This window comes from Xanthobacter luteus (assembly GCF_040049235.1).
Classification (GTDB): Bacteria; Pseudomonadota; Alphaproteobacteria; order Rhizobiales; family Xanthobacteraceae; genus Xanthobacter.
In genome coordinates this window covers 15,587-38,563 of the sequence record NZ_JBDZDO010000007.1, presented here as the reverse complement: position 1 = coordinate 38,563, position 22,977 = coordinate 15,587, and the positions used below count along the sequence as shown (strand labels likewise).

Annotated in this window: 20 protein-coding genes; all 20 read left to right on the top strand. The window is 69.5% G+C overall.

Features of this window, described 5'->3' with window-relative positions:
• Positions 1 to 37 precede the first annotated feature (37 nt).
• The 20 genes from ABLE88_RS19590 (at position 38) to ABLE88_RS19495 (ending at position 22,973) form a co-directional block, all read left to right on the top strand.
• Positions 38 to 2,698, top strand: coding sequence for an ATP-binding protein (locus tag ABLE88_RS19590; protein ID WP_348833412.1), 2,661 nt, complete (start codon positions 38 to 40; stop codon positions 2,696 to 2,698).
• Between the two features lie 197 nt (positions 2,699 to 2,895).
• Positions 2,896 to 4,533, top strand: a complete 1,638-nt coding sequence (locus tag ABLE88_RS19585) for a DUF3300 domain-containing protein (protein ID WP_348833411.1) — start codon at positions 2,896 to 2,898, stop codon at positions 4,531 to 4,533.
• A 446-nt stretch (positions 4,534 to 4,979) separates the two neighbouring features.
• Positions 4,980 to 5,345 (top strand): NADH-quinone oxidoreductase subunit A, encoded by a 366-nt coding sequence (locus tag ABLE88_RS19580; RefSeq protein ID WP_348833410.1) that lies wholly within the window; start codon positions 4,980 to 4,982, stop codon positions 5,343 to 5,345.
• The gene (locus tag ABLE88_RS19575; RefSeq protein WP_348833409.1) at positions 5,336 to 5,920 is read left to right on the top strand and encodes a NuoB/complex I 20 kDa subunit family protein; all 585 of its coding nucleotides are present in this window, start codon (positions 5,336 to 5,338) and stop codon (positions 5,918 to 5,920) included. Before ABLE88_RS19580 ends, ABLE88_RS19575 begins: the two co-directional genes overlap by 10 nt.
• A gap of 33 nt (positions 5,921 to 5,953) precedes the next feature.
• Positions 5,954 to 6,577 (top strand): NADH-quinone oxidoreductase subunit C, encoded by a 624-nt coding sequence (locus ABLE88_RS19570; RefSeq protein WP_348833408.1) that lies wholly within the window; start codon positions 5,954 to 5,956, stop codon positions 6,575 to 6,577.
• Between the two features lie 32 nt (positions 6,578 to 6,609).
• Positions 6,610 to 7,797 carry an NADH-quinone oxidoreductase subunit D gene (locus ABLE88_RS19565; RefSeq protein WP_348833689.1) on the top strand — a complete coding sequence of 396 codons (1,188 nt, stop codon included), beginning with the start codon at positions 6,610 to 6,612 and terminating at the stop codon, positions 7,795 to 7,797.
• Between the two features lie 78 nt (positions 7,798 to 7,875).
• Entirely contained in the window at positions 7,876 to 8,748 is an 873-nt protein-coding gene (nuoE, locus tag ABLE88_RS19560; RefSeq protein ID WP_348833407.1) for an NADH-quinone oxidoreductase subunit NuoE, read from the top strand.
• A gap of 5 nt (positions 8,749 to 8,753) precedes the next feature.
• Positions 8,754 to 10,055 (top strand): NADH-quinone oxidoreductase subunit NuoF, encoded by a 1,302-nt coding sequence (gene nuoF / locus ABLE88_RS19555; RefSeq protein ID WP_348833406.1) that lies wholly within the window; start codon positions 8,754 to 8,756, stop codon positions 10,053 to 10,055.
• A gap of 9 nt (positions 10,056 to 10,064) precedes the next feature.
• Complete coding sequence (locus tag ABLE88_RS19550) at positions 10,065 to 10,442, top strand: bleomycin resistance protein (RefSeq protein ID WP_348833405.1); 378 nt, start codon at positions 10,065 to 10,067, stop codon at positions 10,440 to 10,442.
• A complete protein-coding gene (locus ABLE88_RS19545) occupies positions 10,442 to 10,735 on the top strand; it encodes a hypothetical protein (RefSeq protein WP_348833404.1) in 294 nt (97 codons plus the stop codon). Before ABLE88_RS19550 ends, ABLE88_RS19545 begins: the two co-directional genes overlap by 1 nt.
• A 4-nt stretch (positions 10,736 to 10,739) precedes the next feature.
• A complete protein-coding gene (gene nuoG / locus ABLE88_RS19540) occupies positions 10,740 to 12,818 on the top strand; it encodes an NADH-quinone oxidoreductase subunit NuoG (RefSeq protein WP_348833403.1) in 2,079 nt (692 codons plus the stop codon).
• A 93-nt stretch (positions 12,819 to 12,911) separates the two neighbouring features.
• Positions 12,912 to 13,931: an NADH-quinone oxidoreductase subunit NuoH gene (gene nuoH, locus ABLE88_RS19535; protein WP_348833402.1), complete on the top strand. Its 1,020-nt coding sequence runs from the start codon at positions 12,912 to 12,914 to the stop codon at positions 13,929 to 13,931.
• Positions 13,932 to 13,974: 43 nt separating this feature from the next.
• A complete protein-coding gene (nuoI, locus tag ABLE88_RS19530; RefSeq protein ID WP_348833401.1) occupies positions 13,975 to 14,463 on the top strand; it encodes an NADH-quinone oxidoreductase subunit NuoI in 489 nt (162 codons plus the stop codon).
• A gap of 175 nt (positions 14,464 to 14,638) precedes the next feature.
• Complete coding sequence (locus ABLE88_RS19525) at positions 14,639 to 15,265, top strand: NADH-quinone oxidoreductase subunit J (RefSeq protein ID WP_348833400.1); 627 nt, start codon at positions 14,639 to 14,641, stop codon at positions 15,263 to 15,265.
• A 10-nt stretch (positions 15,266 to 15,275) separates the two neighbouring features.
• Positions 15,276 to 15,584 (top strand): NADH-quinone oxidoreductase subunit NuoK, encoded by a 309-nt coding sequence (nuoK, locus tag ABLE88_RS19520; protein WP_348833399.1) that lies wholly within the window; start codon positions 15,276 to 15,278, stop codon positions 15,582 to 15,584.
• 4 nt (positions 15,585 to 15,588) lie between these two features.
• Positions 15,589 to 17,514: an NADH-quinone oxidoreductase subunit L gene (gene nuoL / locus ABLE88_RS19515; protein WP_348833398.1), complete on the top strand. Its 1,926-nt coding sequence runs from the start codon at positions 15,589 to 15,591 to the stop codon at positions 17,512 to 17,514.
• 4 nt (positions 17,515 to 17,518) lie between these two features.
• Complete coding sequence (locus ABLE88_RS19510) at positions 17,519 to 19,030, top strand: NADH-quinone oxidoreductase subunit M (RefSeq protein ID WP_348833397.1); 1,512 nt, start codon at positions 17,519 to 17,521, stop codon at positions 19,028 to 19,030.
• Positions 19,031 to 19,036: 6 nt separating this feature from the next.
• Positions 19,037 to 20,476, top strand: a complete 1,440-nt coding sequence (gene nuoN / locus ABLE88_RS19505; protein ID WP_348833396.1) for an NADH-quinone oxidoreductase subunit NuoN — start codon at positions 19,037 to 19,039, stop codon at positions 20,474 to 20,476.
• 4 nt (positions 20,477 to 20,480) lie between these two features.
• Positions 20,481 to 21,248, top strand: a complete 768-nt coding sequence (locus ABLE88_RS19500) for a biotin--[acetyl-CoA-carboxylase] ligase (protein ID WP_348833395.1) — start codon at positions 20,481 to 20,483, stop codon at positions 21,246 to 21,248.
• Positions 21,249 to 21,302: 54 nt separating this feature from the next.
• Complete coding sequence (locus ABLE88_RS19495) at positions 21,303 to 22,973, top strand: ribonuclease J (RefSeq protein WP_348833394.1); 1,671 nt, start codon at positions 21,303 to 21,305, stop codon at positions 22,971 to 22,973.
• Positions 22,974 to 22,977 lie beyond the last annotated feature (4 nt).

Sequence of the window (22,977 nt, the reverse complement as noted above, 5' to 3'; positions counted from 1 at the left end):
AAAGCCAGCTTGCGCCGGGCGCCGGGAGGGGGCCGTGATGGCTGATGGAACGCGGCGGGCGATCCGCCCGAGGGCACGCGCGGGCAGCCAACTGCTGCCGCAGGGGCCGGGCGGCTTCGCCGTCCTCGCGCTGGCGGCGCTGGTGGGCGGCCTGCTCGCCACCATGGCGTTTTCCGACATGCGCGGCGGCGGCCTCGCCCCGGTGGTGGCCGGCATGTTCGCCGTGCTGGGCGCCCTGGCGGCGCTGGCGGGCATCGGCCGGGTGCTCGGGCGCCGGGCGCGCGGGGCCGACCGCCTGGGCGCCGCGGCGCTCGCCGCTTCCGGCGACGCCATGGCGGTGGTGGACGGCGGTTCCACGGTGGTGGAGGCCAACGCCGCCTATCGGCGCCTCAGCCACAGCGGGGCGGGCGAACTGCCGCTGCCGGAGGCCCTGCTCGGCCGCATCCCCGGCGCGCAGGCGCTGGCGAGCGAGCTGCTGAACGCGGTGGCCGACGGGCGGACGCACCAGCAGTCCACCCCCTACGACGCGGCCGATCCCTCGCGCCGGCTCCAGGTTTCGGTCCATCCGCTGGAGGGCCATCGGCGCGTGCTGTGGACCCTGCGCCTACCGCCCGAGCCGGCGCCGTCGGCGGCGCCCGCACCGGCGCCGTCCTGGCCGGCGCGCACCGGGGCCCCGGCCGCGCCCGCGGCGCCGGCCGCGGCACCGGCCAGGGTTCCCGCCGCGCCGCGCGCCGCGGCGGCCTCGGCCGCCACCTCGGCCGCCACCTCGGCCGCGACCCTGGTGCCGGCCTTGCCGGCCGTTTCGGCGCGGGTGCCGGTGCGCGAAGAGATACGGGCCGACGCCCTGGTGGAGGCCTGGGAGCAGGCCCCGGCCGGCGTCGCGCGGCTGTCCCAGCGCCTGGTGCGCACGCCGAGCGCCGCCTTCTGCCGCATGCTGGGCTACGGGCTCACCGCCTGGGAGCCCGCCGGCAAGGCGATCGAGGAGGTGTTCGCGCCGGCCGACGTGGCGGCCCTGCGCGGGCGCCTCGCGCGCAAGGAGGCCGAGCCCGAGGTCCTGCCCGTGACCCTGGTCACCCGGAACGGGGGCCGGCTGCCGGGCCTGGTCGCGCTCGGCCCCACCGACGCCGCGGGCGAGGCGACGGTGGTGATCCTGCCCGGCGTCGCCCGCCTGGCGCCGGTCCCGGCGGTGGGCGCGCCGGCCCAGGAGCAGAGCGGCGCCAGGGGCGAGGACCGCTTCTTCCTCAACGCGCCCCTGGCCATGGCGCTGCTGGACCAAGCGGGGCGCATCCGCTCCGCCAACGCTGCCTTCGACCGGCTGTTCGGCCGCTCCGGCGCGGCGCCGGAGGCGCGCCTTGCCGACCTCGTGGCGGAAAGCGACGGCGCGGCCGTGGCCGGCCTTCTGGAGGGCGCCCAAGCGGGCCGCACCACCCCGTGCGACGTGGTCCGCCGCGGCGAGAGCGGGCGCAGCGCCCGGCTCTATGCCGCCCCGCTCGGCGGCGGCGAGATCGCGCTGTGCGCCATCGACACCACCGAGCAGAAGGCGCTGGAGGCGCAGTTCGCCCAGTCCCACCGGCTCCAGGCGGTGGGCCACCTCGCCGGCGGGGTGGCGCACGACTTCAACAACCTGCTCACCGCCATCATCGGCTATTGCGACCTGCTGCTGGCCAAGCACCGTCCGAGCGACCCGTCCTTCCCGGACATCATGCAGATCAAGCAGAACGCCAACCGGGCGGCGGGCCTGGTGCGCCAGCTGCTCGCCTTCTCGCGGCGCCAGACCCTGCGCCCGCAGGTGATCGAGCTCACCGACGTGATCGCCGACATTTCCGAGCTGCTGCGCCGGCTGCTCGGCGGACGCATCACGCTCGAGGTGGAGCACGGGCGCGGCCTGTGGCCGGTGAAGGCGGACGTGAACCAGTTCGAGCAGGTGATCGTGAACCTCGCCGTGAACGCGCGCGACGCCATGCCCGAGGGCGGGACCCTGAAGCTGCGCACCGCCAACGTGCCGGCCGAGGCGGTCGCCGCCTTCGGCGCCAGTGACCTGCCGGCCGGGGATTACGTGCTGGTGGAGGTGGAGGACACCGGCACCGGCATCCCGCCGCACATCATGGACAAGATCTTCGAGCCGTTCTTCTCCACCAAGGAGGTGGGCAAGGGCACCGGGCTCGGGCTCGCCACGGTCTACGGCATCGTCCAGCAGACCGGCGGCACCATCCTCGCCTCCAGCGTGGAGGGGCAGGGCACCACGTTCCGGGTGCTGCTGCCGCGCCACGAGGGCGGCCCCGAGGACGAGACGGCGCCCGCCGCCGAGCCGCGGCCGGCCGACCTCACCGGCCAGGGCACGGTGCTGCTGGTGGAGGATGAGGACGCGGTGCGCGCCTTCGCGAGCCGCGCTCTGATCGGCCGCGGCTACGACGTCCTCACCGCCGCGAGCGGGGTGGAGGCGCTCGAGGTGATGGACACCTGCGGGCGCAAGCTCGACCTCGTGGTCTCCGACGTGGTGATGCCCGAGATGGACGGGCCGACCTTGCTGAAGGAGCTGCGCGCGCGCGATCCGCGGCTGAAGATCATCTTCATCTCCGGCTATGCCGAGGAGGCGTTCGCGCGCAACCTGCCGCCGTCGGAGCATTTCGCCTTCCTGCCCAAGCCGTTCTCCCTGAAGCAGCTGGTGGCGGCGGTGGGCGAGGCCCTGAAGGCATAGGAGGGCGGCGGCCGGGCCCATCGGCCGCCCTCGACCAAGGCCGGTCCCGCGGCACAAGGCCGGCGCGCGATTGAGGCATGTCATTTTATGCCGGCGCGACCGGCGCAAGTCTGAAAATGGCCGATATTCCATGCGCCTTCCTTTGGGCAGCGCATGGACGGCACGAGGCGCTCGCGCCGCTCCCGATGGAGACGAACATGAAGCAGCAAGGGCGGTGGGGGGCAGCGGCCTGGTCCCGGCTTGCGGTCGCGCTGGCTCTGGGGTGGACCTCCAGCGTGTATCCCGCGGTGGCGCAGACGCCCGCCGGCACCGCCTCGGCGGCCGGCAATTCGGTCCCCGCCGGGACGGCCTCCACGGCGCCGACGCCGCCCGCTCCGGCGCCTGACGCCGCCAACCAGACCCCTGCCCAGACGAACCCGGCCGCATCGGGCGTGCCGTCGCCGGCCGGTGCCGACGCCGCGCCGGTGGCCCCGCCTGTCCCGGCACAGGTTCCGCAGCCGCCCGCACCGGCCGATGCTGCCCAAGCGCCGGCCGCGCCGGCGGGTTCAACCCAGGCGCCGCCCGGGGCGGCTCCGGCAGCGGCCGGCGCCGCCGCGGCCGGCCAGCAGCAGACCTATTCGGAGACCGAGCTTCAGCAGCTGCTGGCGCCCTATGCGCTCTATCCCGACACGCTGCTGGCGCAGATGCTGCCGGCCACCGTCTATCCGATCGAGCTGGTGCAGGCGCAGCGCTGGCTGGAGCGCAACAAGGCCGCGGTGAAGAAGGGCAACTTCTCCGGCGTGGACAGCCAGAGCTGGGACCCGACGGTGAAGGCGCTGGCGCGCTTCCCCACCGTGATCGCCAAGCTCAACGAGGATCTCGACGCCACGACCGCCATCGGCAGCGCCTTCGTCTACCAGCCGGAGGACGTGAGCGTCGCCATCCAGGTGCTGCGCGCCAAGGCGGAGGCCAACGGCGCCCTGAAGACCAACAAGCACCAGAACGTCACCACCCGCAGCGAGAACGGGCGCAACACCATCTACATCACCTCGGCCGATCCCAACGTGGTGTACGTGCCGTATTATGACACCGACATCTATACGATCGCCGGGCTGGGGCTGCTGACCTTCGGCACCGCCGTGGTGGTGGGCAATGCCTGGTGGGGCTCATGGAACTGGTGGAACGGCTGGGTCTATCCGCCGGTGTGGCCGGGCTATCCCGGCTGGCGCCCGTGGATCGGACCGCGCCCGCCTTGGCCTGGCCCCGGTCCGTGGCCGGGCCCCGGACCCTGGCCCGGGCCCCGTCCCGGACCCTGGCCCGGTGGCGGCCTGAAGCCCTGGCAGCCTTTGCCGGGCAAGCCGCTCCCCGGCCGTCCGGGCGGACCCGGCGGCGTCTGGGGTCCAGGCCGGCCCGGTTTCGCGCCCGGCCTGCGACCCGGCGGCCCACTGGCCCCCGGGGTGAGGCCGGCGCTTCCCGGACGGGTTCCCGGCGGCGCCCTGCGGCCCGGTGGGGTGGTCAATCCGGCGCTGAAGCGCGGGCCGACTCAATTGCGCGCCCAGCAGCTGCGGAGCCAGCAGTTCCGCTCGCAGCAATCGCGCACGCAGCCGTTCCGCTCCCAACAGCTGCGCTCGCAGCAATTCCGGAGCCAGCAGTTCCGGAACCAGCAGTTCCGGAACCAGCAGTTTCGGGGACAGCAGTTGCGGACCCAGCAGTTCCGGAACCAGCAGTTCCGGAGCCAGCAGTTTCGGGGACGATCGTTCGGCGCGGGTGGGGCGCAGTTCCGCGCCACGCCGCAATTCCGGGGCGGCGGTGGGGCCGTGATGCGCGGCGGCGGTGGCGTCCGCGGCCGGCGCTGAAGCGGCGGGCCGCGTCGGTGGCGGGCGTGGCGCGCCTTCCCGGCGGCGCGGCGCCCGGCGGCTGTCATTGTGTCGCACGGTGCGCGCGCTGCGCGGCACCGCCCCGACGCCGGGCGTGACGCGGCGCCCTCCATTTTCCTGTGGGCGGCCCAAGTGCCGCCCCGGGCCTTCGGCGCGGGCCGCCCCCGACGCCCGCGGGTGACGGCAGCGGGGTGCCGTGCACGGCGATTGCGGCGCCGCAGCACGATGGTGGTGGAGCCGGGTCGCAAGCCTGGCGCCGCCGGCGCCGAGGGCCCGGAGGCCGCTTCCGGTTCTAGGCCGAACCGCGCTCTTGCCTCCCATCTGGCGCTGCGATAAGCCTGCCCACGTCGTTTCGAATTCCTCCAACCGAGGCCGGCGCGGTAACGCTTCAAGCGGATCGCCCACGCGCCCCGAGGTGCGGGCACATGAACGCATTGCTCATGGACTACCTTCCGGTGGTCATCTTCATCGGCGTCGCGCTGGTGATTGGGCTTGCCTTGCTGGTATCGCCCTTCATCGTCGCCTATCAGAATCCGGACCCCGAGAAGCTCTCCGCCTACGAATGCGGCTTTCCCGCCTTCGACGACGCGCGCATGACCTTCGACGTGCGGTTCTACCTGGTGGCGATCTTGTTCATCATCTTCGACCTCGAGGTCGCCTTCCTGTTCCCCTGGGCGGTGACGTTCGGCGGGCTGGGCGACCTCGGCTTCTGGTCGATGATGATGTTCCTCGGCGTGCTCACCGTCGGCTTCATCTATGAATGGCGCAAGGGAGCTCTGGAATGGGACTGACCCCTTCGGCCACCGTGCCCGACGTCGAGACCGACCATCAGGGCATCGTCGACCCCTCCACCGGCCGCCCGGTGGGCGCGGACGATCCGTTCTTCAGGGAGATCAGCGCCGAGCTCGCCGACAAGGGCTTCCTCGTCACCACGGTGGATGACCTCATCACCTGGGCGCGCACCGGTTCGCTGATGTGGATGACTTTCGGCCTCGCCTGCTGCGCGGTGGAGATGATGCAGGCCTCCATGCCGCGCTACGACGTGGAGCGCTTCGGCTTCGCGCCGCGCGCCTCGCCGCGCCAGTCGGACGTGATGATCGTCGCCGGCACGCTGACCAACAAGATGGCCCCCGCGCTGCGCAAGGTCTACGACCAGATGCCGGAGCCGCGCTACGTCATCTCCATGGGCTCGTGCGCCAATGGCGGCGGCTACTACCACTTCTCCTACGCGGTGGTGCGCGGCTGCGACCGCGTCGTGCCGGTGGACATCTACGTGCCCGGCTGCCCGCCCACGGCGGAGGCGCTGGTCTACGGCATCCTGCTGCTGCAGAAGAAGATCCGCCGCATCGGAACCATCGAACGCTGAGCCGCCATGCGGTCCAGGACGGGACGTGTCGAGATGGACGAGACGTTGAATGACCTCGCGGCCCACGTCGCCGGCGCCGTTCCGGGCGCGGTGATCGCGTCGACGGTCGCCCACGGCGAGCTCACCCTTGCGGTGGAGCCGGGGCGGATCGTGGCGCTCGCGACCTTCCTGCGCGACGACACCGCCTGCCTGTTCCAGTGCGTCATCGACGTGTGCGGCGTGGACTATCCGGCGCGCGAGAAGCGCTTCGACGTGGTCTACCACCTGCTGTCGCTGAAGCAGAACCTGCGCATCCGCCTCAAGGTCACCACCGACGAGGACACGCCGGTGCCCTCCATCACCGGCGTGTTCCCGGGCGCCAACTGGTTCGAGCGCGAGGCTTACGACCTCTACGGCATCCTGTTCACCGGCCATCCGGAGTTGCGGCGCCTGCTCACCGACTACGGCTTCGACGGCCACCCGCTGCGCAAGGACTTCCCGACCACCGGCTTCGTGGAGGTGCGCTACGACGACGAGCTGAAGCGCGTGGTTTACGAGCCGGTGCGCCTGCCGCAGGAGTTCCGCAACTTCGACTTCCTCTCGCCGTGGGAGGGCGTCGAATACGTCCTGCCGGGCGACGAGAAGGCGACCCAGCCCACGCCGCCTAAGGCCGGGTGAGGGAGCACGCCATGGCACAGACCCTCGACGACATGAAGCCGGCCGACAAGGTCCGCAACTTCCAGATCAATTTCGGCCCGCAGCACCCGGCGGCGCACGGCGTGCTGCGCCTCGTGCTGGAGCTCGACGGCGAGGTGGTCGAGCGCGTCGACCCGCATATCGGCCTGCTCCACCGCGGCACCGAGAAGCTGATCGAGACCAAGACCTACCTCCAGGCGGTGCCGTATTTCGACCGGCTCGATTATTGCGCGCCGATGAACCAGGAGCACGCCTTCTGCCTCGCGGCCGAGAAGCTCCTGGGGCTCGAGGTGCCGCGGCGCGGGCAGCTCGTCCGCGTGCTGTATTGCGAGATCGGCCGCCTGCTCTCGCACCTGCTCAACGTCACCACCTTCGCCCTCGACGTGGGCGCGCTCACCCCGCCTTTGTGGGGCTTCGAGGAGCGCGAGAAGCTGATGATCTTCTACGAGCGCGCCTCGGGCAGCCGCATGCATGCGGCCTATTTCCGCCCCGGCGGCGTGCACCAGGACCTGCCGCGCCAGCTGGTGGAGGACATCGGCGCCTTCTGCGACCCGTTCCTGGCATTCGTCGACGATCTGGACCGCCTCGTCTCCGGCAACCGCATCTTCAAGCAGCGCACGGTGGATATCGGCGTCGTCTCGCTCGATGACGCCCTGTCCTGGGGCTTTTCCGGGCCGGTGCTGCGCGGCTCCGGCGCCGCCTGGGACCTGAGGCGCGCGCAGCCCTATGAGTGCTATTCCGAGCTCGACTTCGACATCCCGGTGGGCCGCCACGGCGACTGCTACGACCGCTACCTGGTGCGCATGGAGGAGATGCGCCAGTCCACCAGGATCATGAAGCAGTGTGTCGAGCGCCTGCTGAAGGAAGGCGGTCCGGTGCACTCCACCGACCACAAGATCACGCCGCCCAAGCGCGCCGAGATGAAGCGCTCCATGGAGGCGCTGATCCACCACTTCAAGCTCTACACCGAGGGCTTCCACGTGCCGGAAGGCGATGTCTACGCCGCGGTGGAGGCGCCCAAGGGCGAGTTCGGCGTCTATCTGGTCTCCGACGGCACCAACAAGCCCTATCGCTGCAAGATCCGCGCGCCCGGCTTCGCCCATCTGCAGGCCATGGATTTCCTGTGCCGCGGCCACATGCTGGCCGACGTCTCGGCGATCCTCGGCTCGCTCGACATCGTGTTCGGAGAGGTGGACCGGTGACCGGCGCCGCCCGCCTCCGCCCTTCGCTCCGGCGCCTTCGCGGCGCCGATGCCCGTATCGCCGGCCTGGGATCCTGACATGTCCGTCCGCCGCCTCGCCGCCGAGCAGCCCGACAGCTTCGTCTTCACGCCGGAGCTGGAGGAGATTGCCGCGCAGCTGATCGCCAAATACCCCGAGGGGCGCCAGGCGAGCGCCGTGGTGCCGCTGCTCTGGGAGACCCAGAAGGCGGCCGGCGGCTGGCTGCCCGAGCCGGCGATCCGCGCGGTCGCGGACCGGCTCGGCATGGGGCATATCCGCGTGCTGGAGATCGTCACCTTCTACACCATGTTCAACCTCGCGCCGGTGGGAAAGTATTTCGTCCAGCTGTGCGGCACCACGCCCTGCATGCTGCGCGGCGCGGAAGACATCAAGCGCGTCTGCGAGAAGAAGATCGGCCACGAGCGCCAGGTCACCGCCGACGGCACCTTTTCCTGGCTCGAGGTGGAATGCCTCGGCGCCTGCACCAACGCGCCCATGGTTCAGATCAACGACGATTATTACGAGGACCTGACGCCGGAGACCTTCGAGAAGCTCCTCGACGATCTCGCCGCGGGCCGTCCGGTGAAGGTGGGGCCGCAGAATTCCCGCCACGGCGCCGAGCCCGAGGGCGGCGCGCGGGTGCTCACCGACGCCGCGCTCTACGCCTTCGCGACCACCGTTCCCGGCGCCGATGCGACCGGCACAGAGACGCCCGACCTGCTCTCCGCCGGCCGTGCGCGCGCGGCCGAAGCGAGCCCGGCGGATCCTCTCGGCGCCACCGCGGCGGCGCAGGAGAAGGCGGCCGACGGCGCCGACACCCGCGACAAGCGCGAGGCGGTGGCGGCCGAGGCCCAGGCGTCCAGCCCGTCCGTCACAGGTTCCGACCGTGAGCCGGTGAAGACCGGCACCGGCGTGCGCGATCCGGAGGAGTGAGGCCCATGCTCGCCGACAAGGACCGCATCTTCACCAACATCTACGGCCTGCACGACTTCGGCCTGAAGGGCGCGCTGGCGCGCGGCAACTGGGACGGCACCAAGGCGATCCTGGAGAAGGGGCGCGACTGGATCATCAACGAGATGAAGGCGTCCGGCCTGCGCGGCCGCGGCGGCGCCGGCTTCTCCACCGGCATGAAGTGGTCCTTCATGCCCAAGCAGTCCGACGGGCGGCCGCATTATCTCGTGGTCAACGCGGACGAATCCGAGCCCGGCACCTGCAAGGACCGGGAGATCATGCGCAACGATCCGCACACGCTGATCGAGGGCTGCCTGATCGCCTCCTTCGCCATGGGCGCGCACGCCGCCTACATCTATATCCGCGGCGAATACATCTTCGAGCGCAAGCGCCTGCAGGCGGCCATCGACCAGGCCTATGCGGCGCGCCTGATCGGCAAGGACAACGTCCACGATTATCCCTTCGACCTTTATCTCCACCACGGCGCCGGCGCCTATATCTGCGGCGAGGAGACGGCGCTGCTGGAGAGCCTCGAGGGCAAGAAGGGCATGCCGCGCCTGAAGCCGCCGTTCCCGGCCAATATGGGTCTTTATGGCTGCCCGACCACGGTCAACAACGTGGAGAGCATCGCCGTTGCGCCCACCATCCTGCGCCGCGGCGCGGCCTGGTTCGCCGCCATCGGCCGGCCCAACAATGTGGGCACCAAGCTGTTCTCCCTCGCCGGCCACGTGAACACGCCGTGCGTGATCGAGGAGGCCATGAGCATCCCGTTCCGCGAGCTTCTGGACAAGCATGGCGGCGGGGTGCGCGGCGGCTGGGACAATCTGCTCGGCATCATCCCCGGCGGCGCCTCCTGCCCGGTGATCCCGGCGGACCAGTGCGCCGATCTGATCATGGACTTCGACGGCACGCGCGCCGCCAAGTCGTCCTTCGGCACGGCGGGCGTGCTGGTGATGGACAAGTCCACCGACATCATCAAGGCGATCGCCCGCATCTCCGCCTTCTTCAAGCATGAGAGCTGCGGCCAGTGCACCCCCTGCCGCGAGGGCACGGGGTGGATGTGGCGCGTGGTCAGCCGCATGGCCGAGGGGCGCGCGCAGAAGCGCGAGATCGACATGCTGCTGGAGGTCACCACCCAGATCGAGGGCCACACCATCTGCGCCCTGGGCGACGCTGCGGCGTGGCCGGTGCAGGGGCTGATCCGGCACTTCCGCCCCGTGATCGAAGCGCGCATCGACCAGTATGCGGCCAACCCGCATCCGGACCCGGTGCCGGTGGCGGCGGAGTAGGGGGTGGCCATGGCCCGCATCACCCAGCTCTGCCCCACTTTGCCGGCGGCCGATCCTTCGGCTGCCGCGGCCTGGTACCGGGACAAGCTGGGCTTCGTCGTGAAGCGGACGATGGACGATTACGCCATCATCGGCCGCGACGGGCAGTTCGAGATCCATTTCTGGCGCTGCGCCGACCGGGCCATCGCCGAGGCGACCTCGGTCTATGTCCGGGCGGACGACATCGAGGCCCTGCACGCGACCATGGCGGGCGCGGCGGAGGGCGGGCGGATTTCCGCGGTCCAGGACCGCGCGTGGGGCATGCGCGAGTTCTATGTGTGGGACCCGGAAGGCAACCTGCTGCGGTTCGGCATTCCGATCCCCGGCTGGCAGCCCGGGGCGGCGTGATGAAGCCCTATGTGCCGCCGCCTCCGGGCCCGAGCCTGGAACGTTGGGAGCGCATGGGGATCGGGGTGACCTTCGGCGGCATCGCATTCACCGTCGGGGCGATCGGGTGGCTGGTTCATGACAGGATGGCGTGGCGCACCGCGGTGCTGGTCATGCCGCCCTTCGCGCTGCTGGCCGCGGCCTTCGGGTGGATATTCCACACCAAGAAGAGCCGCGCGCCGGTCTTGATTGGGACGATCTGGGGCGTGGTCGTTTTGACCGTCGCTTTGGTTGAAAGTTGTTCGGGGAAGTGAGCGGATGGCCAAGATCATCGTCGACGGCACCGAGGTCGATGTGCCCGCCGAGTTCACGCTGCTCCAGGCGTGCGAGGCGGCGGGCGTCGAGATTCCGCGCTTCTGCTTCCATGAGCGCCTGTCGATCGCCGGCAATTGCCGCATGTGCCTCGTGGAAGTGAAGGGTGGCCCGCCCAAGCCCACCGCCTCCTGCGCCATGGCGGTGAAGGACCTGCGCCCCGGCCCCAACGGCGAGCCGCCGGTGGTGCTCACCAAGAGCCCGATGGTGAAGAAGGCGCGCGAAGGGGTGATGGAGTTCCTGCTGGTCAACCATCCGCTCGACTGCCCGATCTGCGACCAGGGCGGCGAGTGCGACCTCCAGGACCAGGCCATGGCCTACGGCGCCGACAGCTCGCGCTTCGCCGAGAACAAGCGCGCGGTCGAGGACAAATATATCGGCCCGCTGGTGCGCACCTCCATGAACCGGTGCATCCACTGCACCCGCTGCGTGCGCTTCACCACCGAGGTGGCGGGCGTCTCCGATCTCGGCGCCATCGGCCGCGGCGAGGACATGGAGATCACCACCTATCTCGAGCACGCCATGCGCTCGGAGCTGCAGGGCAACGTGGCGGACCTGTGCCCGGTCGGCGCCTTGACCCACAAGCCCTACGCCTTCCACGCCCGCCCGTGGGAACTGGTGAAGACCGAATCCATCGACGTGATGGACGCGGTCGGCTCCAACATCCGCATCGACACCCGCGGCCGCGAGGTGATGCGCATCCTGCCGCGCACCAACGAATGGGTGAACGAGGAGTGGATCTCGGACAAGACCCGCTACGTGTGGGACGGCCTGAAGATGCAGCGCCTCGACCGGCCCTATGTGCGCCGGGACGGCCGGCTGGTCCCCGCCTCCTGGAGCGAGGCCTTCGCCGCCATCGCCGCCAAGGTGAGGCCGGCGGCCCCGGCCAAGGTGGGCGCCATCGTCGGCGACCTCGCCAGCGTCGAGGAGGTGTTCGCCCTCAAGGCGCTCCTGGACAAGCTCGGCTCGAAGAACATCGACTGCCGCCAGGACGGCGCCGCGCTCGATCCGGCGGCGGGCCGGGCGAGCTACGTGTTCAATCCCGGCATCGCCGGCATCGAGGCGGCCGACGCGATCCTGCTGGTGGGCACCGACCCGCGCCACGAGGCGAGCGTCATCAATGCCCGCATCCGCAAGCGCTGGCGCATGGGCGGGCTCAAGGTGGGCGTGGTCGGCCCGCAGGCCGAGCTGACCTACTCCTATGAATATCTCGGCGCCGGCCCCGACAGCCTCGCCGACCTCGCCGGCGCGGGCACCTTCGCCGAGACGCTGCGCGCCGCCGAGCGGCCGATGGTGATCGTCGGCCAGGGCGCGCTCGCCCGTCCGGACGGCGCCGCCGTTCTCTCGCTCGCCGCCAAGGTGGCGCTCGCCGTGGGCGCGGTGAAGGAGGGCTGGAACGGCTTCGCGGTGCTCCACACCGCCGCCGCCCGGGTCGGCGCGCTCGATCTCGGCGCGGTGCCGGGGGAGGGCGGTCTCGACGCGGCGGCCATGTGCGCGCCGGGCGCGCTCGACGTGCTGTTCCTGATGGGCGCGGACGAGGTGGAGGTCGCCCCCGGCGCGTTCGTGGTCTATCTCGGCACCCATGGCGACCGCGGTGCCCACCGGGCGGACGTGATCCTGCCCGGCGCCGCCTATCCCGAAAAGAGCGGCCTCTATGTGAACACCGAGGGCCGGGTGCAGTTCGCCAACCGCGCCGCCTTCCCGCCCGGCGAGGCGCGCGAGGACTGGGCGATCCTGCGCGCGCTCTCCGAGGTGCTGAAGCAGACCTTGCCGTTCGACAACCTGACGGCGCTGCGCGCGCTTCTGGTGGGCGCTTTTCCCCATCTCGGCCATGTGGACGAGGCGCTGGCGGCGGACCCGGCGGCAATCGCCGCCCTGGCGCAGAAGGGCGGCGCCACGGACAAAGCGGCGTTCGCCTCGCCGATCGAGGACTTCTACCTCACCAACCCGATCGCCCGCGCCTCGGCCATCATGGCCGAATGCTCGGCCCTCAGGCTGGAGGCCGCCGCGGAGGCGGCGGAGTAAGGCGATGGGCGCGATGGCGAATGCGCAATTCCCTTTCCCCGGCGGGGCGAGGGGGATCGATGCCGGGGTGAATAGCAGCACGGGATCAAGGACATGAACTGGCAGGACACCCTTATCCAGGTGCTCATCATCCTCGGGCAGAGCCTTGCGCTGCTCGTCGCGCTGCTGATCTTCATCGCCTACATCCTGTTGGCCGACCGCAAGATCTGGGCGGCGGTGCAGCTGCGGCGCGGACCCAACGTGGTGGGCCCGTTCGGCCTGCTGCAATCCTTCGCCGACCTTCTGAAGTTCGTGCTGAAGGAGCCCACCATCCCGGCGGGCGCCAGCAAGACCATCTTCCTGCTGGCCCCTTTGGTGACCTGCGTGCTGGCGCTCGCCGCCTGGGCGGTGGTGCCGATCGCCGACGGCTGGGTGATCGCCGATTTGAACGTGGGCGTGCTCTATATCTTCGCCATCTCGTCGCTGGGCGTGTACGGCATCATCATGGCCGGCTGGGCGTCGAACTCGAAGTATCCGTTCCTCGCCGCGCTGCGCTCGGCGGCGCAGATGGTGTCCTACGAGGTCTCCATCGGCTTCGTCATCATCACCGTGCTGATGTGCGCCGGCTCGCTGAACCTGTCGGCGATCGTGGAAGCGCAGAACGGCAAGCTGGGGCTGCTGAACTGGTATTTCCTGCCGCTCTTCCCCATGTTCGTGATCTTCTACATCTCGGCGCTGGCGGAGACCAACCGGCCGCCCTTCGACCTGGTCGAGGCGGAGAGCGAGCTGGTGGCCGGCTTCATGACCGAATATGGCTCGACGCCCTATCTGCTGTTCATGCTGGGCGAGTACGTGGCGATCCTGACCATGTGCGCGGTGGCCACCATCCTGTTCCTCGGCGGCTGGCTCTCGCCGCTGCCGTTCGCCCCCTTCACCTGGGTGCCGGGCCTGGTGTGGTTCGTGCTCAAGGTGTGCTTCATGTTCTTCCTGTTCGCCATGGCCAAGGCCATGGTGCCGCGCTATCGCTACGACCAGCTGATGCGGCTCGGCTGGAAGGTGTTCCTGCCGATCTCGCTCGCCGCCGTGGTGGTGGTGGCCGGCGTCCTGCACTTTACCGGGATGGCGCCGCGATGATCCGCCCTTACCGCCAACCGCACCGCCGTACCGGAGAGCGCCCATGAAGCTCGATCAGGCCGCGCGCGCCATCTTCCTCACCGAGATCGTCTCGGGCTTCTTCCTCGCCATGCGCTATTTCTTCAAGCCGAAGGCGACGCTGAACTACCCGTTCGAGAAGGGGCCGCTCTCGCCGCGCTTCCGCGGCGAGCACGCTCTGCGCCGCTATCCCAACGGGGAGGAGCGCTGCATCGCGTGCAAATTGTGCGAGGCGATCTGCCCGGCCCAGGCCATCACCATCGAGGCCGGCCCGCGCCGCAACGACGGCACGCGCCGCACCACCCGTTACGACATCGACATGGTGAAGTGCATCTATTGCGGCTTCTGCCAGGAGGCGTGCCCGGTGGATGCCATCGTCGAGGGGCCGAACTTCGAGTTCGCCACCGAGACCCGCGAGGAACTCTATTACGACAAGGAAAAGCTGCTCGCGAACGGCGACCGGTGGGAGCGCGAGATCGCGCGCGCCATCGCGCTCGATGCGCCGTACCGCTGAGCGCGCGAGGACGGGCCGGCCGCAGGCCGGCCTTTGGGGTGGGATTGGTGCCGGGCGTCCGCGCGGCATCGCGACAGTGGACATTTGGGATGCGTGAAGGCAATCGATCCACCGGACGCCGCAAGGCGCCGGCAATGACCGGCGCGGGCGCGCCGCGGGCAGGGGGGCTCGGCGCATGAGTGTCGCGGCAGCGTTCTTCTATCTCTTCGCCTTCGTGCTGATTGCGTCCGCCTTCATGGTGATCTCCTCGCGCAATCCCGTGCACTCGGTGCTGTTCCTGATCCTCGCCTTCGTCAATGCGGCGGGCCTGTTCATCCTGATCGGGGCGGAATTCCTGGCGCTGATCCTGGTGGTGGTCTATGTGGGCGCGGTGGCGGTGCTGTTCCTGTTCGTCGTGATGATGCTCGACGTGGACTTCGTGGAGCTGCGCCAGGGTTTCCTGCAATATCTGCCGGTCGGCCTGGTGGTCGGCGTCATCTTCCTCGCCGAGCTGATCCTGGTGGTGGGCGCCTGGGTGACTGGCCCCGGGGTCGCCAAGGCGGTGAGCGCGGCGGCGAACGTGCCGCCCCCGGGCGCCGCCGCGGTGAGCAACGTGCGCGCCCTCGGCCAGGTGCTCTACACGGACTACATCTACTTCTTCCAGGCGGCGGGCTTCGTGCTCCTCGTCGCCATGATCGGCGCCATCGTGCTGACGCTGCGCCACAAGGCGGGCGTGAAGCGCCAGAGCATCTCCGCCCAGGTGGAGCGCACCGCCAAGACCACCATCGAGGTGGTCAAGGTGCGCCCCGGCCAGGGCCTTTGAGGGGGCGGCAATGGAGATCGGTCTCTCGCACTACCTCACCGTCGCGGCGATCCTGTTCACGCTGGGCACGCTCGGCATCTTCCTCAATCGGAAGAACGTGATCGTCATCCTGATGTCGGTCGAGCTCATCCTGCTTGCGGTGAACATCAACCTGGTCGCGTTCTCCGCCTTCCTCGGCAACCTGACGGGCCAGGTGTTCGCGCTGCTGGTGCTCACGGTCGCCGCGGCCGAGGCGGCCATCGGCCTCGCCATCCTCGTGGTGTTCTACCGCAACCGCGGTTCGATCGCCGTCGAGGACATCAACGCCATGAAGGGCTGAGGCCATGTATCAGGCGATCGTCTTTCTCCCCCTCATCGGCTTCCTCATCGCCGGCCTGTTCGGGCGCTCCATCGGCGCCCGCGCCAGCGAGATCGTCACCACCGCGCTCTTGTTCGTCGCCTGCCTTCTGGCCTGGATCGCCTTCGTCGACGTGGGCTTCTCCGGCCACGACGCGCGCGTGCAGGTGATGCGCTGGATCTATGTGGGCGACCTGAAGGTCGACTGGGCGCTGCGCATCGACACCATGACGGCGATCATGCTGATCGTGGTCACCACCGTGTCCTCGCTGGTGCACCTTTATTCCATCGGCTACATGCACGAGGACCCGAGCCGGCCGCGCTTCTTCGCCTATCTCTCGCTGTTCACCTTCGCCATGCTGATGCTGGTGACGGCGGACAATCTGGTGCAGCTGTTCTTCGGCTGGGAGGGCGTGGGCCTCGCCTCCTATCTGCTCATCGGCTTCTGGTACGAGAAGCCGTCCGCCAACGCCGCCGCCATGAAGGCCTTCGTGGTCAACCGCATCGGCGACTTCGGCTTCGTGCTCGGCATCTTCGCGCTGTTCGTGATGACCGGCTCGGTGGCGTTCGAGACCATCTTCGCCCAGGCGCCCGCGCTCGCCGGCAAGACCATCTCCTTCCTCGGCCACGCCTGGGACGCGCCCACCGTGATCGCGCTGCTGCTGTTCGTCGGCGCCATGGGCAAGTCGGCCCAGTTCCTGCTGCACACCTGGCTGCCCGACGCCATGGAGGGCCCGACCCCGGTGTCCGCCCTCATCCACGCCGCCACCATGGTGACCGCCGGCGTGTTCATGGTGGCGCGCATGTCGCCGATCTTCGAATTGTCGCCCACCGCGCTCGACGTGGTGATGCTGATCGGCGCCACCACCGCCTTCTTCGCCGCCACCGTCGGCCTGGTGCAGAACGACATCAAGAAGGTGATCGCCTATTCCACCTGCTCGCAGCTCGGCTACATGTTCGTGGCCATGGGGGCGGGGGCCTATTCCATTGGCATGTTCCATTTGCTCACCCACGCCTTCTTCAAGGCGCTGTTGTTCCTCGGCGCCGGCTCGGTGATCCACGCCATGCACCACGAGCAGGACATGCGCCACATGGGGGGCCTGCGGAAGAAGATCCCCTACACCTATGCGGTGATGATCATCGGCACGCTCGCCATCACCGGCTTCCCGTTCCTGTCCGGCTACTATTCCAAGGACGCCATCATCGAGGCCTCCTATGCCAGCCACAACGCCTTCCGGACCTATGGCTACTGGATGACGGTGATCGCCGCGGCGCTCACGGCCTTCTATTCCTGGCGCCTGATCTTCCTGACCTTCCACGGCAAGCCGCACGACCACCACCATTACGAGCACGCCCACGAGAGCCCGCTGAGCATGACCATCCCGCTGGCGGTGCTGTCGCTCGGCGCGATCTTCGCGGGCTACGCCTTCTACGGCGTGTTCGTCGGCCATGGGGTGGAGCACTTCTTCCGCAGCTCCATCTTCATGGGGGCGGAGAACCACATCCTCCACGCCATGCACGAGATTCCCGCCTGGGCGGTGTGGGCGCCGACGCTCATGATGGTGATCGGCACGCTGATCGCCTACTGGTTCTACATCCTCGACCCGCGGGTGCCGGTGCAGCTCGCCCAATCGCAAGATGCGCTCTATCGCTTTCTGCTCAACAAGTGGTACTTCGACGAGGCGTACAACTTCCTGTTTGTCCGGCCGGCGCTCTGGATCGGCCGGCTTTTGTGGAAGCAGGGCGACGGCACCATCATCGACGGCTTCGGTCCGGACGGCATCTCCGCGCGCGTCATCGACGTGACGGGCCGGGTGGTCCGCCTGCAGTCGGGCTACCTCTACCACTACGCCTTCGTGATGCTCATCGGCGTCGCGGCCTTCATCACCTGGTTCATGTTCGCCGGAGTGTGACGCGATGACCGGTTGGCCCATCCTCTCCGTCGTCACCTTCCTGCCGCTGGTGGGGGCGCTGTTCATCCTGGCGGTCCGGGGCGACAGCGAGGTCACCGCGCGCAACGCCCGCTGGGTGGCGCTGTGGACGACGCTCGTCACCTTCGTGGTCTCGCTGCTGCTGCTGCCGGGCTTCGACCCCGCGGCGTCCGGCTTCCAGTTCGTGGAGAAGAAGGCCTGGCTCGGCGAGGTCGCCGCCTACCACATGGGCGTCGACGGCATCTCGCTGCCGTTCGTGATCCTCACCACCTTCCTGATGCCGTTCTGCATCCTCGCCTCGTGGGAGAGCGTGCACAAGCGGGTGAAGGAATACATGATCGCCTTCCTGGTGCTCGAGACCCTGATGGTCGGCACCTTCTGCGCCCTCGATTTGGTGCTCTTCTACTTCTTCTTCGAGGGCGGCCTGATCCCGATGTTCCTCATCATCGGCGTCTGGGGCGGGCAGCGGCGCATCTATGCGGCGTTCAAGTTCTTCCTCTACACGCTCGCCGGCTCGGTGCTGATGATGCTCGCCATCATGGCCATGTTCTGGCAGGCCGGCACCACCGACGTGCCCACTTTGATGAAGCACGGCTTCCCGGCCGGCATGCAGATCTGGCTCTGGCTCGCCTTCTTCGCCTCGTTCGCGGTGAAGATGCCCATGTGGCCGGTGCACACCTGGCTGCCCGACGCCCATGTGGAGGCGCCCACCGCCGGCTCGGTGATCCTCGCCGGCATCCTCCTGAAGATGGGCGGCTACGGCTTCATCCGCTTCTCGCTGCCCATGTTCCCGGAGGCGAGCCACACTTTCGCGCCTCTGGTGTTCACCCTCTCGGTGGTGGCGATCATCTACACCTCGCTGGTGGCCCTGGTTCAGGAGGACATCAAGAAGCTGATCGCCTATTCGTCCATCGCCCATATGGGCTTCGTGACCATGGGCATCTTCTCGATGAACGAGGCCGGGCTTCAGGGCGCGATGTTCCTGATGATCTCCCACGGCTTCGTCTCGGGCGCGCTGTTCCTGTGCGTGGGGGTGATCTACGACCGCCTGCACACCCGCCAGATCGCCGCCTATGGCGGCCTGGTGCACCGCATGCCGCTCTACGCCACCGCCTTCATGGTGTTCACCATGGCCAATGTGGGCCTGCCGGGCACCTCGGGCTTCGTCGGCGAGTTCCTGACCCTGCTCGCCGCGTTCGAGCGCAACACCTGGATCGCCTTCTTCGCCGCCACCGGCGTGATCCTCTCGGCGGCCTATGCGCTGTGGCTCTATCTGCGCGTGATCTTCGGGCCGCTGGAGAAGGATCAGCTCAAATCCATGCTCGACCTCTCGCCGCGCGAGATCACGATCATGGCGCCGCTGGTGGTCCTCACCATCCTGTTCGGGGTGTGGCCGGCGCCGATCCTCGACATGACGGCGAGCGCCGTGAACACGGTGATCGCGCGCACCGATCAGGTGGCGGATGCGGTGAAGACCGCGCTGCTCCTTCCCTTCTGAGCCCGGATGACCTTCATGTCGCAGCTCCTGCCCCCCCTCGCCGCGGTCCTGCCGGAACTGGTGCTCGCCGTGTCGGCCATCGCGCTGATCCTCATCGGCGCGTTCCGCGGGGAGCGCGCGGCCAATCTCGTCACCGGCCTCGCCATCGCGGTGCTCGCCGCGGCGGCGCTGCTGGTGCTGCTGGCGCCCGGCGGCAAGGTGGTCGCCTTCAACGGCGCGATGGTGATCGACACCTATTCGCGCTTCATGAAGTTCCTCGCCTTGTCCGGCGCTGCGGTCTCGCTGGTCATGGCGGTGGACTGGCTGAACCGGGAGAAGCAGCAGAAGTTCGAATATGCGGTGCTGGTGCTGCTCGCCACCCTCGGCATGTGCATCCTGGTGTCCGCCGGCGACCTGATCGCGCTTTATCTCGGCCTCGAGCTGATGAGCCTCTCGCTTTATGTGGTGGCCGCCATCAACCGGGATTCGGTGCGCTCCACCGAGGCGGGCCTGAAATATTTCGTCCTCGGCGCGCTGTCCTCGGGCATGCTGCTCTACGGCGCCTCGCTGATCTACGGCTTCACCGGATCGGTGAACTTCTCGGTCATCGCCACGGTGGTGAAGGAGCCCTCCATCGGCCTCGTGTTCGGCCTCGTCTTCCTGCTGGCGGGCCTGTGCTTCAAGGTCTCGGCGGTGCCGTTCCACATGTGGACTCCGGACGTCTATGAGGGCGCGCCCACCCCGGTCACCGCCTTCTTCGCCACCGCCCCGAAGGCGGCGGCCATGGCGATCTTCGTGCGCGTGGTGATCGAGGCGTTCCCGCACGTCACCCACCAGTGGCAGCAGATCGTCGCCTTCGTCTCGATCGCCTCCATGGTGCTCGGCGCCTTCGCCGCCATCGGCCAGCGCAACATCAAGCGGCTGCTCGCTTATTCCTCCATCGGCCACATGGGGTTCGCGCTGGTGGGCCTCGCCGCCGGCACCGAGCAGGGGGTGCGCGGCGTGCTGGTCTACATGGCCATCTATGTGGCCATGACGCTCGGCTCGTTCGCCTGCGTGCTCGCCATGCGCCGCAAGGGGCAGGCGGTGGAGCAGGTGGAGGACCTCGCCGGGCTCGCGTCGCGCAACCCGCTGATGGCGCTGATGCTGGCGGCGCTCATGTTCTCGCTCGCCGGGATCCCGCCGCTCGCCGGCTTCCTCGCCAAATACTACGTGTTCCTGGCGGCGATCCAGGCCGGGCTCTACGGCCTCGCGGTGATCGGCGTGCTCGCCTCGGTGGTGGGCGCCTTCTATTATCTGCGCATCGTCAAGGTGATGTATTTCGACGAGCCGGCGGACGCCTTCGACCCCATGCCGTCGGAGCTGAAGGCGGTGCTGGCGGCGAGCGGGCTTTTCACCATCTTCTATTTCGTCTATCCCGCTCCCCTCATCGAGGCGGCGGGGGCCGCCGCCCGCTCGCTCTTCTGATCGAATGGCCGCATACGAATTCCAGGGTTCCACGGTTCCCATCGTCCGCTACACCGAGATCGGCTCCACCAACGCCGAGGGGCTCGCGCGCCTTGCGCGCGGCGAGACCATGCCGGTGTGGCTGGTGGCGGACGTGCAGACCCAGGGGCGCGGCCGGCGCGGCCGGCCCTGGACCTCGGAGCTCGGCAACCTGTTCGCGACCCTGGTGCTGCCGAACCCGGCGCCGGCGGCGCACCTCGCCCAGCTCTGCTTCGTCGCCGGCCTCGGGCTGCGGGATGCGGTGATGCGCGCCGCCCCCGACATCGCCCCCGAGCGGCTCAAGCTGAAGTGGCCCAACGACCTTCTGATCGACCGCGCCAAGCTCGCCGGCATCCTGGTGGAGGGCGGGGCGGACGCCTATGGCCGCCCGGCGGCGGTGATCGGCTTCGGCGTCAACTGCCTGCATCATCCCGACGGGCTCGCTTATGCGGCCACCAGCCTCCAGGCCGCCGGCGCGCCGGCGGCGCCCGACCGGGTGCTGGAGGCGCTCGACATTGCCATGGCGGCCCGCATCAGCCAGTGGAATGCGGGCGCGGGCTTCCCCGAGATCCGCGCCGAATGGATGCGGCACGCCCTCGGCATGGGCGACCAGGTGAGCGTCAAGGTGGGCGAGCGCGAGGTGGTGGGCCGTTTTGAGAACATCGACGCGCGCGGCGCCCTGATGCTGAGGCGCAAGGACGGCGTCGCGGAAATCATCACGGCGGGCGACGTCTCCCTCATCAAGCCGGACTGACAGTGGCCGGAAAGGCGGCGTCGGTGGCGCCGCGGGATGGAAACGGCGGACGACATGGCACAACCCGACGAGTTGGTATTCGCGCCTTTGGGCGGCGTGGGCGAGATCGGCATGAATCTCGCCCTCTACGGCTACGGGCCGCGGCGCGCCCGCACCTGGCTGATCGTGGACCTCGGCATGAGCTTCGCCGGGCCGGAGGCGCCGGGCGTTGACCTGGTGCTGCCCGACATCCGCTTCCTGGAGGCGGAGAAGAAGAACATCGCCGGCCTCGTCCTCACCCACGGCCACGAGGACCATGTGGGCGCGGTGCTCGACCTGTGGCCGCGCCTGAAATGCCCGATCTTCACCACCCGCTTCACCGCCGGCCTGCTGGAGGCCAAGCGCTCAGGCGAGCCGGGCGCGCCGTCGGCACTGCCGGTGACGGTGGTGCGCTCGGGCGCCTCCGTCGATATCGGGCCGTTCCAGGTGGAGTTCGTGCCGGTGGCGCACTCCATCCCCGACAGCCACGCTTTGGCGATCCGCACCGGCGTGGGCCTCGTGGTCCATACCGGCGACTGGAAGCTCGACCCGACCCCGCTGGTGGGCCCGCCCACCGACACCGCGCGCCTCAAGGCGCTGGGCGACGAGGGCGTGCGCGCGCTGATCTGCGATTCCACCAACGCCATCCGCGACGGCGTCTCGCCCTCCGAGGCGGACGTCGCGGCCTCGCTGACCGAGATCGTCGGCAAGGCGAAGCACCGCGTCGCCTTCACCACCTTCTCCTCCAACGTGGCGCGGGTGCGCGCCATCGCCCAGGCGGCGCGCGCCAATGGGCGCGAGGTGGTGGTGGTGGGCCGCGCGCTGGAGCGCGTCATCGGCGTGGCGCGCGAGGAGGGCCTGCTCGACGGCGTGCCCGCCTTCCGCGGCGCCGACGCCTTCGGCTATTTGCCGCGCAGCAACGTGGTGGCGATCCTCACCGGCAGCCAGGGCGAGCAGCGCGCCGCGCTGCGCCGCATCGCCGACGACGACCATCCCGAGATCGCGCTCTCGCCCGGCGACCTGGTGGTGTTCTCGTCGCGCACCATACCCGGCAACGAGAAGGTGGTGAACCACATCATCAACGCTCTGGTGCGCCGGGGTGTCGAGGTGATGACCGACCGCGACGGCCTGGTCCATGTCTCGGGCCATCCGCGGCGCGGCGAGCTCGAGCAGATGTACGCCTTCGTGCGCCCGCAGGTGGCGATCCCGGTGCACGGCGAGGCGCTGCATCTGCACGAGCATGCCAAGCTCGCCAAGCGCCTCGGCGTGCCGGAGGTGGTCACCTGCTTTGACGGCCACGTGGTGCGCCTCGCGCCCGGACCAGCCGAGCGGGTGGACGACGTGCCGTTCGGGCGGCTCTACAAGGACGGCCGCCTGCTGGTGGCCGAGGCGGCGCGCTCCATTCCCGAGCGGCGCAAGCTCTCCTTCGCCGGCGCGGTCTCGGTGGCGGTGGCGGTGGACCGCCAGGGCGGCATCGCCGGCGACCCCTCGGTGGAGATCACCGGCATTCCCGAGCGCGGGGAGGGGGGCATCGACATGCTCGACCACGTGCTCGACACCGTGAGCGCCACCCTCGACGGCCTGCCGCGGGCGCGCCGGCGCGATCCCGAGGCGCTCGCCGAGACGCTGGAGCGGGCGGTGCGCTCGGCGGTGAACGCGGTGTGGGGCAAAAAGCCGGTTTGCCACGTCCACGTTCTGGAAGTGTGATGGC